Annotated in this window: 13 protein-coding genes and 1 pseudogene; 6 read left to right on the top strand and 8 right to left on the bottom strand. The window is 45.3% G+C overall.

The annotated features are described in order from the left end of the window. Window positions 1–67: 67 nt before the first annotated feature. Together Vsou_RS02475 and Vsou_RS02470 are read right to left on the bottom strand one after the other, a co-directional pair. Window positions 68–337: a hypothetical protein gene (locus Vsou_RS02475; RefSeq protein WP_188602725.1), complete on the bottom strand. Its 270-nt coding sequence runs from the start codon at window positions 335–337 to the stop codon at window positions 68–70. Next, window positions 334–1,332: a hypothetical protein gene (locus tag Vsou_RS02470; RefSeq protein ID WP_188602724.1), complete on the bottom strand. Its 999-nt coding sequence runs from the start codon at window positions 1,330–1,332 to the stop codon at window positions 334–336. The genes Vsou_RS02475 and Vsou_RS02470 overlap by 4 nt, the downstream gene beginning before the upstream one ends. Before the next feature lie 105 nt (window positions 1,333–1,437). Between Vsou_RS02470 and Vsou_RS02465 the strand changes: the two genes are divergently transcribed. Next, window positions 1,438–2,229, top strand: a complete 792-nt coding sequence (locus Vsou_RS02465) for an SDR family oxidoreductase (RefSeq protein WP_188602723.1) — start codon at window positions 1,438–1,440, stop codon at window positions 2,227–2,229. Between the two features lie 126 nt (window positions 2,230–2,355). Here the strand turns inward: Vsou_RS02465 and Vsou_RS02460 are convergent, their stop codons facing one another. The 3 genes and pseudogenes from Vsou_RS02460 to Vsou_RS02450 all read right to left on the bottom strand — a co-directional run bounded on the left by Vsou_RS02460 (window position 2,356) and on the right by Vsou_RS02450 (window position 5,704). Then, the gene (locus tag Vsou_RS02460; RefSeq protein ID WP_054843306.1) at window positions 2,356–3,171 is read right to left on the bottom strand and encodes a proteasome assembly chaperone family protein; all 816 of its coding nucleotides are present in this window, start codon (window positions 3,169–3,171) and stop codon (window positions 2,356–2,358) included. Window positions 3,172–3,195: 24 nt separating this feature from the next. Then, window positions 3,196–4,146 (bottom strand): annotated as a pseudogene (locus tag Vsou_RS02455) (xanthine dehydrogenase family protein molybdopterin-binding subunit); the annotation flags it as partial. A gap of 13 nt (window positions 4,147–4,159) precedes the next feature. After that, window positions 4,160–5,704 carry a hypothetical protein gene (locus tag Vsou_RS02450; protein WP_188602722.1) on the bottom strand — a complete coding sequence of 515 codons (1,545 nt, stop codon included), beginning with the start codon at window positions 5,702–5,704 and terminating at the stop codon, window positions 4,160–4,162. A 328-nt stretch (window positions 5,705–6,032) separates the two neighbouring features. On the opposite strand from Vsou_RS02450, the gene Vsou_RS02445 reads away from it, so the two are divergent. From Vsou_RS02445 to Vsou_RS02435, 3 genes are read left to right on the top strand one after another with little or no spacing between them, the layout of a single operon-like run. Next, window positions 6,033–6,554 (top strand): gamma carbonic anhydrase family protein, encoded by a 522-nt coding sequence (locus Vsou_RS02445; protein ID WP_188602721.1) that lies wholly within the window; start codon window positions 6,033–6,035, stop codon window positions 6,552–6,554. 2 nt (window positions 6,555–6,556) lie between these two features. Then, the gene (locus Vsou_RS02440) at window positions 6,557–7,636 is read left to right on the top strand and encodes a glycosyltransferase (protein WP_188602720.1); all 1,080 of its coding nucleotides are present in this window, start codon (window positions 6,557–6,559) and stop codon (window positions 7,634–7,636) included. Window positions 7,637–7,679: 43 nt separating this feature from the next. After that, a complete protein-coding gene (locus tag Vsou_RS02435; RefSeq protein ID WP_188602719.1) occupies window positions 7,680–9,101 on the top strand; it encodes a phosphohexomutase domain-containing protein in 1,422 nt (473 codons plus the stop codon). A gap of 6 nt (window positions 9,102–9,107) precedes the next feature. Here the strand turns inward: Vsou_RS02435 and Vsou_RS02430 are convergent, their stop codons facing one another. Together Vsou_RS02430 and Vsou_RS02425 are read right to left on the bottom strand one after the other, a co-directional pair. Then, complete coding sequence (locus tag Vsou_RS02430; protein WP_188602718.1) at window positions 9,108–10,217, bottom strand: M42 family metallopeptidase; 1,110 nt, start codon at window positions 10,215–10,217, stop codon at window positions 9,108–9,110. 57 nt (window positions 10,218–10,274) lie between these two features. Continuing rightward, the gene (locus Vsou_RS02425; RefSeq protein ID WP_188602717.1) at window positions 10,275–12,614 is read right to left on the bottom strand and encodes a M1 family metallopeptidase; all 2,340 of its coding nucleotides are present in this window, start codon (window positions 12,612–12,614) and stop codon (window positions 10,275–10,277) included. A gap of 185 nt (window positions 12,615–12,799) precedes the next feature. Between Vsou_RS02425 and Vsou_RS02420 the strand changes: the two genes are divergently transcribed. Both Vsou_RS02420 and Vsou_RS02415 read left to right on the top strand, forming a co-directional pair. Then, a complete protein-coding gene (locus Vsou_RS02420; protein WP_188602716.1) occupies window positions 12,800–14,203 on the top strand; it encodes an AAA family ATPase in 1,404 nt (467 codons plus the stop codon). Window positions 14,204–14,205: 2 nt separating this feature from the next. Then, window positions 14,206–14,568 (top strand): hypothetical protein, encoded by a 363-nt coding sequence (locus Vsou_RS02415; RefSeq protein WP_188602715.1) that lies wholly within the window; start codon window positions 14,206–14,208, stop codon window positions 14,566–14,568. A 102-nt stretch (window positions 14,569–14,670) separates the two neighbouring features. Here the strand turns inward: Vsou_RS02415 and Vsou_RS02410 are convergent, their stop codons facing one another. After that, window positions 14,671–15,231, bottom strand: coding sequence for a DUF996 domain-containing protein (locus Vsou_RS02410; protein WP_264890760.1), 561 nt, complete (start codon window positions 15,229–15,231; stop codon window positions 14,671–14,673). Window positions 15,232–15,248: the final 17 nt, after the last annotated feature.

Below are 15,248 nucleotides of genomic sequence, written 5' to 3'. Positions count from 1 at the left end.
GGGCCCGCTGCGTGAGTGCATGCAGGGGGCATTATTGACTAGTCGGTAATTAATTTATTAGTATTGGTTAAGATCCCTGCTTTGTTACTGAGAAGTGTAGTAGGTCGTCGTCCATTGACACCGTACCTCTTTTTCTTAGTGTCCACAGTATGTCAACTATGTACGGCCTTACCATTGCCTCCAGGTCATCGTTTAGGTTGATGCCCCTTTTTCTGAGCTCCTCGATTACTGAATCTACGAAACTCAGTGTCTCGGTTTTTCCCTTGATGTCGCTTAGCTTGTTTATTGTTATCTCCTCAACAATCCTCCTTATCTCCTCCGGTATGTCTATGCTCATTTAATATTCACCCAGGTTAACTTCATACATACCTTATTCAGGGGGCACTCGCTGCATTTAAGTCTTGAGCAGTATTCATGCCCTATTCTGAATGCACCTCTTTCGTAGATTATTGGGTCACCGCTTAATTTACCAACTGCTCTAACCAAGCCCTTAACCTCATCAACCTTTATTGTCAAGCCACTGTCCTTATTGGGCAGTATCTTGTTTATTATCCTTAGTGCGTGATCATTGTTTAGTGCAAGGAAGGCGCCACTCCTTATTGTGACCATTGTACTATACACATCAGCTATCAATGTGTAATGCCTATAGTTACCCCTGGTTAGTATGCCGAGGGCTATTGGTAAGTTGGTCTCATGAGATACCCACCTAATGAATGTCCTAATGGCCCTCCTCCTCCTCTCGTTTACCTTGGGTGGATAGAATATGGGTAGCGCTCTTTCGAATGCTTCTATGTTCCTGAACTTGGGTAACCACTTGATCAATGTTGTTCCATAGGACTTAGTTAGCTTCCTCAAGCCATAAATAAAGCTGTGCATTGCCTCGTTAATGTCTTGGATACTCTCCCTCTTGGCCCTCTCATTCTCATAATCACTCAATAGCTTTATGCTTATATCACTTATCAATGAGTAACTGGGGTTCGTTATTACCCTGCTTATTGCCTCGTAATTCTTCATCATAACCCTATATATCAACTCATTCCTCAGGTTTTGAAATCCAGTGAATAATACTGTGGCCAGTAGTAGGTATCGGAGGAGTTCCTCGGTCTTTGGCACATTCATATATAATTGAATCAGCGAATCAACATCAACCCTACCTCGGTCCCTGGTTACCTCTTGAACGTATATTTCACGTATTCTTTGATACGTAACCATTAATTCACTCGGTAAATTCTCAAATATTGACTCCTTAATTGATAATCCATATTCATCAATAGCCCTTATTACATTCTCGTACTTATCCCTATTCCTCAGGTCAATTTCGAGAGAACTCATTGGTTTTAAATGCGTGAAGCCACTGAAATATAAACCTTGGTATTATATGCTTGGATTAATGACGATGGGATCACATTGAAATAAGCGCAAGCACTCTCATTCATAATGGATCTAGGGCTGAGGAATAGGGTCACCCTTGTGACGGCATCCAGCAGGGGGATTGGGCTTGGGATAGCCAGGGTGTTTGCCCAGGAGGGCGCTAGGATCATTATCAGTGCCAGGCGTGATGATGAACTAGCCAAGGCTAGGGAAATCATTACTAAGGAAAGTGGCGCTGAGGTGCTGGCCGTTAAGGCTGACCTAACGGTCAGGGACGACATAGACAAACTCGTTAAGGAAGCCATGAGTACCTTCGGTAATATTGACGTACTTGTCTTCAATGCAGGTCCACCGAAACCGGGCACATTTTCCCAATTAAGTGAGGATGATTGGGAATATGCAACGAGACTACTCCTACTCAGCGCTGTCTGGCTCACTAGGCGCGTGATTAATAACATGGTTAGCAGGGGCTGGGGCAGGTTAATATACGTAACATCACTAACCCTTAGACAACCAGTGCCAAACCTTGTCCTATCAAACACTGTCAGGCTCAGCCTAGCCGGCCTAGTTAAGTCACTCGCCGTAGAGTACGGGCCACATGGAATAACGGCTAATGGGATAATGCAAGGCTACATAATGACAGAGAGAATAACCCAACTGGCTCAAGAGGAGGCCAGGGCGAGGAGCGTTAGTGTTGATGAGGTTATTAAGGCATGGAGTAAGGAAATACCGGCAGGCAGGTATGGAAAGCCCGAGGAGATAGGTTACCTAGTGGCCTTCCTAGCCAGCGACAAGGCAGCATACATAAATGGCTCAATGATACTAATCGATGGAGGCTACGTGAAGTGCGTGTTCTAGGTACAAAGGGAGGGGGAACTTTAAGTATGATGCAAGGACATCAACATTAGGACCCGTAGATCCATAGAATATGCAATGGTTATAATACTCTTGAAATACCGGGGCGTGAATACGTTTTGATTATAATTAATAAAATACTGGTAATTCTTCCTTTGGCGGCTTCATGTACATCTCAAGGTTCTTATCCACCAAGAATGCATACTTATTTGCATGCTCGGCTAATTTATCGGCAGGTATCTCAAAACCAACAACCTTGCTTAGGGCTTTTATTAACTTAAGGGCTGCTGTAACGTCAGGCCCATACCTGCCAACCATTTGATTAAGTATGGCCAGGACATCCTTATGGCTCGATATTTTACCACTTTCGATTAGTTTATTGATGGCTGTTAGCACCTTTGATTCGGCGAGTAGCAGGACGCCGTTTATGTTCCTGGATAGTACTGAGTCGAGGAACACGGCCTCAATACCGGTTATTGTGGTCTCTTGAAGCGGCATTAAACCCATTTGTCTGTATTCATCAGTATGGCTTTCCTCACTTACAAAATACACGTTGTCGGTCTCCTGTTCGGTGAGTAGTGATGTCGATGTTAGGCATACAACCCTACCCACGGAGTTATCCTCAGCCCAATCCAGGATCTTATTAACGAACTGATCATAAAGCATTGGCGGGATCGGCACGTGCTGTCTAATGACCACTATGGCGTGCTCCCTATCAAAGAATAACCTATAGGGTAGTTTTGCTGCACCATTAATAACCGTGACAATTGGTATGTGGCCCCTCGGCTTTATTGAACCAATCTCTTCCATCTTGAGGGTCTCCACGAGGTACTCAATGGCCACTATGGAGGCTAGTGATGGTTCAGGACATGCCATGATTAACGTATTCCGTGGATCCCGTGGTATAGACTTAATCTTTATGTCGAATACCGCGGTTGAGGACATACCACGGCTTAATTAATACTCAATTTAAATACTTTGTGCAAGTAATACTGGGTCAATGGGCACCTTATCAATCCTAACCCTACTACCCCTCCTCCTTAGTATATCCTCTACGGCGCTGGTCACGGCAGCCGCGGCCACACCAACAGGCACCTCACCAATCCCCTTAACACCCATTGGCGTCACTGGGGATGGTGATGAGACTAGGTGGACCTCAATCTCCGGCATATCCATGGAGTTTGGCAACCCATAATCACCGAAGCTCAGCGTTAGTAGGTTGCCATCTTCATCATACCTATAAGCCTCATAAAGCGCCAGTGAGATTCCTATCGCGGTACCACCCATTACCTGCTCCTTAACGAGATCCTCATCTACTACATTACCCGGGTCCAGGTAAACCACGTGCTTTATAGGCCTAAACCTACCATCCTCATACCTAACAACGGCAATGTCACAGGCAAATGGGTATGCGATGTACCTACCGATCTTCGCCTCAGCAGTGTATGTGAAGGTGACCTCCTCATCACCAAGCTCAAGAATACTAATCCTCCTACCATCACTTGAACGGAAGTACCCCTTCTCATAAGTGATGCTGCTACTGAGCACATTAACTGCCTTATTGTATAGCCTTGTTCTTAGCTCCTCAACTGCACCGAGCACCGCACCTGCCGTGAATACAGCCATACGACTACCACCCGGCCCAAAGGCCTCCGGGCTCTCATTGCTCGGTAGGTATTCGTACGTAATCCACTCCATTGGTATATCAAGGAGTTGGGATACAAGTTTAACAACCGTGTGTTCATTACCCTGACCCTCACCACCAAACCCAAGCCCAACAATTATCCTACCATTCTTAATCCTCAACTTAATACCCTCGGTACCCTGCGGTGTAGATGGATCTGTTGATACCGCAATACCAACACCCGTATTCTCATCCCTAAGGGAGAACAAGTCGTTACGTGACAGAGCAAGTTCAAGATGGAAAACACACTCAAAGAGGGAGGATTTTCAGTCTCGTGGACCCTGAGCAGGGTACTGGGCAGTTCAGAGTTATTATCGCTCTTGCTATCTTTTCTGCCTTCCTTTCGTTGTTCTCACTTATTGCATCCTCATACATTTTTCTCAATGCACCACAGATTTTAATTAAGAGCTCTGGGCTCCTCTTTGCTTGACCTTTATTTATATAGATTTCAAATCCTCCACGAGCCTCCCTCAACTTAGCTTCATACCCAGCCCTTCTTAGGGCTTCCTGAATCGCCCTGGCATCCTCAAGCCTTCTACGCCAAGCCCTAAGCTCCACATAACCGGCGTCTCTCACGTTTATGTTCATCCATACGTCATCAATAATCTCAATCATTGACCTACCGTGTGGCTTAACCCTCATACTAGCCAGTGTAATTAAGTTCCTGAGTTTATCCGCATCGGGTAATTGACTAAGGCACTCAACTATTACTTTAACCAACGTATCATTAAGCCACTCCTTGGCAAGCGCAACAGCCTTAGAGCTACGTAGCTCATACCGTTTAGTATTTCTACTACCGTAATTCTTGAAGCCAAGACTTTCCATCCTCTCAATAATACCTTTCCATAATTCGTGTTTTGAACCGCCAATTGTGATATCGATAACCTTCTTTTTCCTCTTGATATAGATGTTACCATCCCCGAGAACAGCGAATAATAAGAACGTTAAAAATTCGTCATAGTTAAGCTTGAGGACTTTCTTGGTGATCTTAGCCTTGCTTTTAAACTTGTCCTTATGACTAATAGCCCTTAATTCCCACTTAACCTTTACATCGCCATCGTTGAGATTCACACTATCTATGGCCAGGCGGACCTTACCTGGGTAAGCCAGCGAGAAAACTATAATTTGCCAAAGATGGTTAGTGTTCATTTTTGGATAGCCATCCTTATCGATCGTACCATCCGTTAAAAGTAAGCCGTACTCTGCTGGCTTTAACAAATTATTGCTAAGTAATCTAGGTGCAACTATGTATATGCCTTTGCGTCCGATTAGCCGTAGCGTTATTGTTATACTACCCGATACAGCGACTCTCTCGATAGCGACAGAAAGATGTCTTGCGCGTAAATTTACAATGAAACTTTTGTTTTTATTTAATGCATCGCCTTTTATAAGAACTGTTACTTCACCCTTCATCAATTTAACTATTAGTTCTTCAAGTTCACTTCGGTACTTGGATAACCATGCCTCTCTTACTTGTTGTGCTAGTTCTCTAATCCCCATACTTAACTCATACATGGTCTTCCTTAGCTCGGCAACATTTCTATCATTACTCGCTTCGATATTTGTCTCAATCTTCCTTAGCCATTCATTTAGTGCACTAATAGTGTGGTCAAATGGTGTTATTAAATTGCTGAGCAGAATAGCTTTGTGCTTCTCAACGCGATTAAGGAATTCGTTTATTAATTTCATTACTTCCTCGGTAGTTCTTGGATCGCCGACTTCCTCGTCACACCTTAACCTCTTCTCGTCCCTGACTTTAATGTCCCAGCAAATCCTCAAGCCATTAAGAGCCATGAAACATCCATAAGATTATTTATCAACTAAATTAATAAACTACTACTAACCTAATACTGGATTAACTTAAGCATAAGATTGAAAATAACGAAAACTCAAGGGCGGCAAACACAACACCGCGTATTAGTCATAAGCCTCATAATGCATGACATTAAAGGTAATGATTATTATTAGCAGGACTTAGTGTTTCGTGAATAACCCCTTACCTTACTCTTTCGTTATTAAGTGAGTATAACCAGAACCTTGGGACACCTAAGGACTGACTTTGCTACTTCCAGTATGATACATGCCTTAATACTTTAAATTAATGCATTTTAATGATTAGGCTATGCCAATCGTGAGGGTTGGGGATAAGGTACCGAGGATTGGTAGGAACGTCTTCATAGCGAGTACGGCCTACGTAATTGGGGACGTGGTTATTGGGGATAACGTGAGTATCTGGCCCCACGCGGTCATAAGGGGTGATGAGGATAGTATCGTGATTGGTGATAACTCGAATATTCAGGATGGCGCAGTGATACACACGGATGTGGGATTCCCTGCAAGGATTGGTCGTGGCGTTACTATTGGACATAGGTCCATTGTGCACGGTGCTACCGTGGAGGACGAGGTAATAATAGGCATGGGCGCCATCGTGCTCAACGGTGCGGTAATCGGTAGTGAAAGTATCGTGGGGGCTGGCGCCATCGTTACGCAGGGAACCAAGGTACCACCTAACAGCATTGTGGTCGGCGTGCCGGCTAAGGTCGTTAGGCAGGCCACGGATGCGGATAGGGAGTACATTAGGAATAATTATCAGGCCTACCTCAGGCTAGCGAGGATGTATATGGACAATGGGGTTAACCTATAACCATGACGTGCATATCATTGATAACTGATGGTATTGATGGCATTACGGGACCCATCCGTGTTGCTTACCTACTTGGTAAATCACTCATTGGGTTGGGATTCAATGTCAATGTGGTTGCGCCGTACGTAGATGAGGATGTGAGGAAAGACCTTGAGTACGTGGGCATTAAGGTAAAGGTACTTGGCGCTAAGTCGTTATTTTCCGGTCAATCTAGGCATCTTTTGATATGGTTGATCAATGGCATGAAGGGTGTGATTAATTACAATGATGATTGCGTACTGATCAACTTGTCCTTTGAGCTACCCATTCCGTCAACTGCCTTCTACGCACAGGGATATGTTGGCGACCTACTAAGGGATTTAGGTAGTGGGTTTCCCGCGCATTATAGGCTGGGTTATTACCTTGCGCTACCCCTTATTCGCATGGCTGATTCCACGTATCATAGGGCCCTCTCGCTCTCTAAGTACGTAATTGCAAATTCCAGGTATTCCATGGAATCAGTAATCTCGAGGGGCGCGAGGGTATGGAGGATAATAAATCCTCCAGTGGATACAGACCTCTTCAGGCCGGTGCTTAACCCCACCCAGGACTATGTATTGACCTATGTGGGTAAGGAGACCCAGTTTGATATTATTAGGGCCATGGCCGATGCTGGGATTAGGATGGTGGCCTTTGGTTCGAAGGTTCCCTGGTTACCACACTGGTTTATTAAGCATAGGAACATTGATTATAGGGGTAGGGTCAGTGATGAGGAGTTGGTTAGGCTATATGCAAATGCCAAATTCACGGTATTCCCCTTCATGCATGAACCCTTTGGTTACGTACCTGTTGAATCCATGGCCTGCGGAACACCGGTCCTCACCTATGATAGGCAAGGCCCTGGGGAGACCGTGATTAACAACGAGACTGGGTGGCTGGTGAGCAATCCCAGTGATTTTGTTAACTTGGCGATTAGGCTGTGGATGCACGGTTATGATAATCATATGAGGACCAAAGCCAGGAAAAGAGCTATGGCCTTTAGCATGCCTAGGATAATCAATGAGTGGTTAAGTGCAATTCACGTGATTCTCAATGGTGGTTAGGAAAGATAAAGTAATAAAAGGTCGACTTATTGGGATTAAGGCAATGAGCAGTAGACTCACATTTCACTTCGGCACGGATGGTGTGCGCGGGGTAATTGATGAGGAATTCACGGAGTTCCTGGTTGCAGTTCTTGCAGAATCCACAATACGTTATTGGTCAAGAAAGTATGGATTACGCAGGTTATTCGTTAGCTTTGATGCCAGGAGGAAGTCCAAGGAATTCGCGCAAATAGTGGCAGGTGTAGCATTAAACCACGGACTGGACACCGTCATGGTTAGCAAACCCACTCCAACCCCAACAGCTGCTTGGTACGGCAATAAGTTTGGTTTTGACTTGGTTATTCAGATTACGGCTAGTCATAACCCACCAACTTATAATGGATTTAAGGTAATAACAAATAGGGGTTCACCAGCCCAGGAAGAAGACACAGACCAAATAGAGAAATTATACAGCGATGAGTATAGTGATATTACGAGGTCCGTTAAAACCCTTGAACTGAGACCCATACCCGCGGTAGACCCAGCCCCAGAGTACATAAACTACGTATATGAAAGCGTAACAAGGATGTTCAAACCGAGGAACAGGTTTAAGGTCATTATTGATCCAATCTATGCAACCTCAATTGGCTACACAAGCGAGATCATGAGGAAGCTCGGCATGGACGTTACAGAGATACACAATAACTATGACCCAAACTTTGGAGGCAGGGAACCAAATCCAGAACCACAGAACATTCCCGAGTTAATTCAGGAGGTTACGACCGGCAAGTATGACATTGGGATATCACACGACGGTGACTCCGATAGGATCGCTCTCGTTGATAGGGTTCACGGCTACCTAAGCGCCAATGACATACTACCAATAGTCGTTGAGAGACTGGCCTCGGCATCAATGATTAAGATCGGCATTGTCAGGACGGTATCCACGACGCACATACTCGATAATATAGCTACTAAGTACGGTTTTAAGGTTGTTGAGGTCCCGGTGGGCGTTAAGTACGTGGCTAGGGCAATACTGAGCGGCGAGGCTGACATGGGCGGTGAGGAGAGCGGTGGACTCGTTTATTCATGGCATATACCAGATAAGGATGGTATATACACGGCATCCCTAATAATAGCCATGGCCTCAGAGTACAAAGGTCTAACTAACTTGATAAGCGATGTTAGGAGTAAGTACGGTAGGGCATACTTCAAGAGAATCGATATTGAGATGAGGAATTCGAAGAAGTTCGTAAATGACAATAAGGAGACCTTACTTAAGTTACTGAGTTCATTGGGGTCGAGCCCGAGACCCATAACAATTGATGGTGTTAAGGTCGTTTATGGTGACAATTCCTGGGTACTGATCAGGGGTAGTGGAACCGAACCTAAGTTGAGGATTTATAGTGAGGCCTTGAGCATGGAAAGAGTTGAGGGGTTGATAAATAATACAGTGAGCATCGTTAATCAATTGCTGGGGCATTGAACCTATTTACCTTGACTTAACCTTAATAATGTTCTCCCTAAGGCTTTGAACGAACTTTTCATCAGCCTTTGATAATGCCCCACTGAGTAGTTTAGCTGCATTGATTGCGTCGTCAATGTTCAATAACTCCACAGGGCTATGAACATACCTAGTGGGTATTGATATCGTAGTCGCCGGTATGCCATCCCTCCTAAAGGCTATCCCCAACGCATCAGTTGTACCGCCAATCAATACCTCCAGTTGGTACGGTATCTTCAACTCCTCGGCAGTTGATACTAGGAAGTTAGTCAGTGCTGGATGAGCGAGGAAGACATTGCCCCTACCACCATCCATAACCTTAATGGCAGGCCCCTTGCCAATCCTCGTCACGAACTCACGCTCGTTAATACCAGGAACATCAGCAGCAATCGTAGTGTCAAGGGCAATCGCAAAATCTGGATATACCCTATCGGCCGCGATCTGGGCGCCCCTGAGGCCAACCTCTTCCTGCACCGTAGCCACGAAGTACACAGTAACCTCGCTATCCCTTAACTGCCTGGCGGCCCAAAGCATTACGGCAAGGCCAACCCTATCATCAAACGCCTTACCCGTGACAACACCCTCATTAAGGACCTCAAAGTCCCTATCAAGGACAGCCACAGAGCCAACTCTAACGCCTAGCCTCCTAACCTCCTCATCACTTGAGGCACCAACGTCCATGAATAAGTCCTTAAGCTCAGGGGCCTCCCTCTCCTTACCGGGTGGCGTAACGTGGGGCGGCCTACCTCCAATTACTCCCTTAATCTTCCTACCATCAACGGTCTTAATAACAACCCTCTGGCTAACCAAGGTCACCTCGTTCCAACCACCAATGGCCCTGAATCTCAGGAAACCATTCTTATCAATACTGTCAATTAATAAACCGATTTCGTCCATATGAGCAGCAACCATGGCCTTCAAATCCCTCGACTTACCATAGCGAATACCAATTACGTTGCCCCATTTATCGGTTATTAAGTCATCAACGTATGGCCCCAACTCCCTAATTACTAGGTCCCGAACTTCGTCTTCAAAACCAGATGGCCCGAAGGCCTCACTCAACTTTTTAAGAAGGTCTATGAACTCCTGCGGTGCCATACGTAATAACTAACCGAAGGGCTTGTTTAAAGGATAACCTTATTTCGCCATTCTATTTTAAATCCTACGCACCAACCGCGAATACACATCCATAAGCTCAAGGCCTGCCTTAACCCCCATCTCAATACCCGATATATTCAATTCCCCTAGGAATTTCCTCATTTCCTCCTCCTGACCTATACCTATGAGAGGCACTGAGTACGTAAGTATCCTGGACAATACGCCGGGATCTCCATAGGCCTCTATGAAACGCTTATAATTATTCATTAACCACCTCAGGTTTATGTCACGCACGTACGGGTTCCTAGAACCAACAGTGAAGAATTGGAGGTCCTGCCTCTTAACCTCACTCGATACCAAGAAGTCAAGGGATTTCTGATACTCATCCCTATTGGTAATGCTCAGCATGGCTGCAAGGACCTTGGTCCTATCCTCATCAGTAGTTAATGATCTATAGAGTTCCCTAAGGATTTCGAATGGCTTATCACCAACCACTGCGTAGGCATTTACGACCGCTTGCTTCATAACCGGGCTTAAGCCCTGGTAATCCCTAATCAAGCCCACTATGGACCTTGCGTAGCCCTCATCAATCAACGCACGGCGAGAGAGAACCAACTCCCTAACATCATCCATACCTGAAACACCCTCAAGGGAATTACCCTGTATCCTCAGATACTCATTGAATACGTCCTTAACAACTGAGGGCTTTATTGAGTACAATGTACTTAATTGGGCAATTATGGTAGTCGTCAATAGGTAATTAACTATGTCACTCACAGACCTAACCAGGCCCAGGTACTCGTTTAAGTCAATGGAGCTCTGAAGTAGGTGGGCATAGGCATCATTTATCACACTCCACCTCTCGAAATGATTGGACGCATTGCTCAATGCCCTAGACCAATCAGTGTACCTAACCCTGTAATAACCACTACCATTAACATTTAGGAATAGGGACGCCGACGACCCACTGAGCATTAACGTATCGTGCTCCATGAGTACGGTATTCACAGCACCATTAAACCTATAAACAATGGGTATGGGCCAGGTATCTGCGGTATTACCATTGAGTATGAACCTTGACTGCCTAAGTGTAACGCCTTTGCCTGACTCCTCAAGGATTATGACCGGGTGCCCTGGCTTATCAACCCAGGCCTTCATGACCCTTGTCACGGGCTTACCACTAACCTCCTCAATACTACCCCACAGGTCATCCTCGGTGGCGTTTGAGTACGCGTACCTCCTGAGGTAATTACTAAGGCCTCTCCTGAATTCCTCCTCGCCAACGTAGTTCTCGAGCATCCTAAGGAGTGAGGCGCCCTTACCATAGCTAATATCATCAAATATCTCAAAGGCCTCCTCCTCACTACCAATGGGTACGTGAACGGGGTGCGTACTCACCAATGAGTCCCTGAGCATGGAACCCGTGGTCTCATCGGCCAAGAACCTATACCAAACACCCCACCCTGGGAAGAGCCTATCCATGGCCTTATAACTCATGAATGTGGCGAAGGACTCATTAAGCCAAAGGTCATCCCACCAACGCATCGTGACCAAATTACCAAACCACTGATGGGCAATCTCATGGGCAACAACCTCCGCAACCCTCCTCCTAGTCAACTCAGTACTACCCCTACCCACCAGCAGTGCGGTCTCCCTAAACGTAATGGCGCCCCAATTCTCCATAGCCCCAGCCGCAAACTCAGGAACGTGAATCAAATGAAGCTTGGGCAGTGGGTACGGTATCCCGAAGTAACCACTGTAGAATTCAAGCACGCCCTTAGCAACATCAAGCGCAAACCTGCCATCCTCAACCCTATCCCTAACCGGCGTGGCGAAGATTACGTCAACATTACCGACCCTAACCCTGGACTCGAAGAACTTGCCAATGCCCAGGTAGAGGAGGTATGTGGACATCCTGGGGGTCTCCGCAAACTCAAAGACCTTCCAGGGACCATCCCAGTAAACCCTAATAGGCGGTGTGTTGAATATCACGTCGTAATCACCATCAACCAAGACCCGAACCCTAAACCTAGCCTTAACAGCAGGGTGATCAACACAGGGTATGAAGTACCTAGCGCCCGTGGGCTCGAACTGCGTCGTTATCATGTAGCCGTCCCTATACGGAGCCCTATAAATACCCAACAACCTATCACCAACCCTACCATTAAACAAAACCCTAACAACACCACTAATGGGACCCCGAACCCTCAAAACCCTACCATCGTAGGAATAATCAACAGGCCTACCATCAACCTCAACAGACCTAATACCAAGATCAACAGCATTAAGCAATAAATCACCCACAGAACTAACATGAACATCCACAACACCCTCATACGTCAAATCCCCAAACCTAAACCTAAGCTCAACCACGTACAACTCAACACCAAGCGACACATGACCAATAAAGTATACACATTATTAAATATAATGCCAGCCAGGTCAAAAATACGGAGAACAAACGGGCCTATCGGCGCAGTTAATGCCAATGCTTCCAGAGGCGTCTCTATCTTGTCGTCTTTCATCATACTAAAAACATAAAACATATATCTACAAAATGTAATAATGGCTTAAGAAGAACAATGAATAAGGAGCAGGTAAATGTCGAGTTATACGTAAGGGATTTCTCGGTATTCGAAGAGACGAGATTAACGCTAAAGCCACTCACCATATTGATAGGTAGGAATAGCGTGGGGAAAAGCCATTTATTATACCTAACCTGGCTACTAATGAGGCTTGAACCAAACGTGCCAGCCTTAGTCGAGGTGGATGAAAACCTGCGCAAAATGATAATGGGCTTAAAGGAAGCGGCATCCAAGGGCGAAGATGAGTTACGTAAGGTAATAATTAGTATTATTAGGGAAATAATTCAGGGATACTCATACTTCCTAACTGAATCCTTCAAGAAAACCTTTGGGGTAGGACCGGCAAAGCTTTCGAGAAATAAGCAAATGAGAATATCAGTGCAGGGAAGCGATAAATGCGAAATTGAATTTAAGCTTTCAGAGAATAAAATTGTGATAAGTTATGTCGAATGTGAAGATTTATTTAATAATATTAACATAGGAAAATTAGAAGAGTTAGGATTGAAGGAATTAGAGACAGAAAATAAAAAGTTCATCGTAATTTGGACGGAAGGTTGCGAGTCTCCAACTAGTGTGCTTATTGATATAGATAATACTATATTTAATTATTATTCGTTAAATTCAATAGTAAAGGATACTGTAAGTGATTGTTTTAAGCCATGGTTTTTAGGTGATGATTATGTTGACTTTTTTGTTGATGGTAGGGCAGGACTTATTAGATCGATTATGAAACCTCAGGTAAAGATTGAGGGTCTCCTTGAGCCCGATGAGGTATTTAGGTATAAGTACTTTAAGATGATGGAGGGTGCATATGGGGGTATTAAGGGTATTGAGTTGATTAGGGATTTCCTCGATGAGCTTGGTGTTAGGGACATTAAGGTGGAGTTTGAGAGGGGCTTATACGTGCCCTATGTGGTCACGTGGAATGGTTACGTAATACCGCTTGATATAGCGCCTTCTGGGGTTAGGGAATCACTTTTGCCAGTATTATCCTTAATTAATGATAAGGGTGAGGCTGTGATTATTGAAGAGCCAGAGGCTCATCTTCATCCCAGGGCTATTACCAGGTTGGCTAGGGTTATTGCCAGGACCGTTAACAGGGGTAAGTGGGTAATACTATCGACCCACAGTGATTACCTGCTCTACGGGTTGAGCAACCTTATTGAGGCTAGTGGACTCAGTGATAAGGAACTGAAGAGGCGTGGGTTGGACAGGAGCGATGTATTAAGCCCGGATAAGGTTGCCGTGTACCTGGTCAAGGCTGAGCCGGAGAAGGGTGCCTCGGTTCTTGAGAGGATTCCCGTGAGCATTGATGGTATTGAGGAGGAGGAATTCAGTAAGGTGGCCACGGAACTGGCTGAGGAATCCTCACTCATCAGGAGTATGAAGGCGAGGAGTTAATTATGAAGGGTAGATGTAGGATTAAGCGTGCTGATTGCCGGCTTATTGACTTAGACGAGTATGTTGATAACATTACTGGTCATGGTGATAAGCCACCCCACGCGGATTACGCATTAATATGCGGTGATAGGGTTATCATAGTTGAGGAGGTTGATGGCAAGGCCGAGCTAAGGGATGGAAAGAAGGTTGAAGTCAGTGAGGGCTTACTCAGGAAGCGCGGGGAGATTACCTCAGCAATGTGTGTTCATAAGGTTGTTCATGCCAGGGGTGGAGCCGACCCAATGGTTGCGAGGGTCTTCCGTAGTGCTAAAATTTTCCTGGTAACCTGTTGCGATAAATTAAGTGAGGTGGTCCAGGGTAAATAATTTATTTACGTAGTTAGGCAGAATCTTCATTAACAATGCCGTATCTATAACATCAATGATTGTCTCCTTGATTTCAACGCCTAATCCAGATGCGGGAGAGGATTAGGACTTGATATCATATTGTCTCGAAAGCCTGCGGAAACCGAGTATGGCATATACCCCTGCAATTAACACGAGTATTGCACCAACACCAATTATCAGGAGTGCTGAGCCAAGCCAATACAGCTTCGATGACCTAGCGAAGTATTGAATACCACTCACCGTTACGAGTTCACCGTAAGTCCTCAACCAGTAAAGACCGCCGATGAGGAACACAATGTACATGGCCATGATAAACCACCACGCCGCGGCAATGGCAGCCAACATCCAGGTAGCCGTGGCCTCCCATGAATTAGTAGCAAGTGGTCCTAGGATTGCTACTGTCATGGCCTTGACGTAGGCAAAGTTGGCGATTATCATGCCGGTGATACTCATTGCAACGGCAGGTACGGCATTTCTCCAAATGACATCATTATTATAAGCCCTGGATAACCCACGCATTGCAATTAGGACTAGCACGTAACCAATAATGTTAATCTCAGGTATTAACGAAAGAACCCCACCAACGAAGCCCAAAACCCCAGCCGACTTCACCAACTTCTTATCACTCATGGGCAAAGCCATTAACGAGCAAATCAATT

Origin of the sequence: Vulcanisaeta souniana JCM 11219, assembly GCF_026000775.1 — an archaeon.
Classification (GTDB): Archaea; Thermoproteota; Thermoprotei; order Thermoproteales; family Thermocladiaceae; genus Vulcanisaeta; species Vulcanisaeta souniana.
This window is presented reverse-complemented; position numbering and strand designations above follow the sequence as displayed.

Bases quoted from the DNA above. Each gene is read 5' to 3' on its own strand.
- Vsou_RS02475 (WP_188602725.1), bottom strand. From the start codon at position 337: ATGAGCATAGACATACCGGAGGAGATAAGGAGGATTGTTGAGGAGATA.
- Vsou_RS02470 (WP_188602724.1), bottom strand. From the start codon at position 1,332: ATGAGTTCTCTCGAAATTGACCTGAGGAATAGGGATAAGTACGAGAAT.
- Vsou_RS02465 (WP_188602723.1), top strand. From the start codon at position 1,438: ATGGATCTAGGGCTGAGGAATAGGGTCACCCTTGTGACGGCATCCAGC.
- Vsou_RS02460 (WP_054843306.1), bottom strand. From the start codon at position 3,171: ATGTCCTCAACCGCGGTATTCGACATAAAGATTAAGTCTATACCACGG.
- Vsou_RS02450 (WP_188602722.1), bottom strand. From the start codon at position 5,704: ATGGCTCTTAATGGCTTGAGGATTTGCTGGGACATTAAAGTCAGGGAC.
- Vsou_RS02445 (WP_188602721.1), top strand. From the start codon at position 6,033: ATGCCAATCGTGAGGGTTGGGGATAAGGTACCGAGGATTGGTAGGAAC.
- Vsou_RS02440 (WP_188602720.1), top strand. From the start codon at position 6,557: ATGACGTGCATATCATTGATAACTGATGGTATTGATGGCATTACGGGA.
- Vsou_RS02435 (WP_188602719.1), top strand. From the start codon at position 7,680: ATGAGCAGTAGACTCACATTTCACTTCGGCACGGATGGTGTGCGCGGG.
- Vsou_RS02430 (WP_188602718.1), bottom strand. From the start codon at position 10,217: ATGGCACCGCAGGAGTTCATAGACCTTCTTAAAAAGTTGAGTGAGGCC.
- Vsou_RS02420 (WP_188602716.1), top strand. From the start codon at position 12,800: ATGAATAAGGAGCAGGTAAATGTCGAGTTATACGTAAGGGATTTCTCG.
- Vsou_RS02415 (WP_188602715.1), top strand. From the start codon at position 14,206: ATGAAGGGTAGATGTAGGATTAAGCGTGCTGATTGCCGGCTTATTGAC.
- Vsou_RS02410 (WP_264890760.1), bottom strand. From the start codon at position 15,231: ATGGCTTTGCCCATGAGTGATAAGAAGTTGGTGAAGTCGGCTGGGGTT.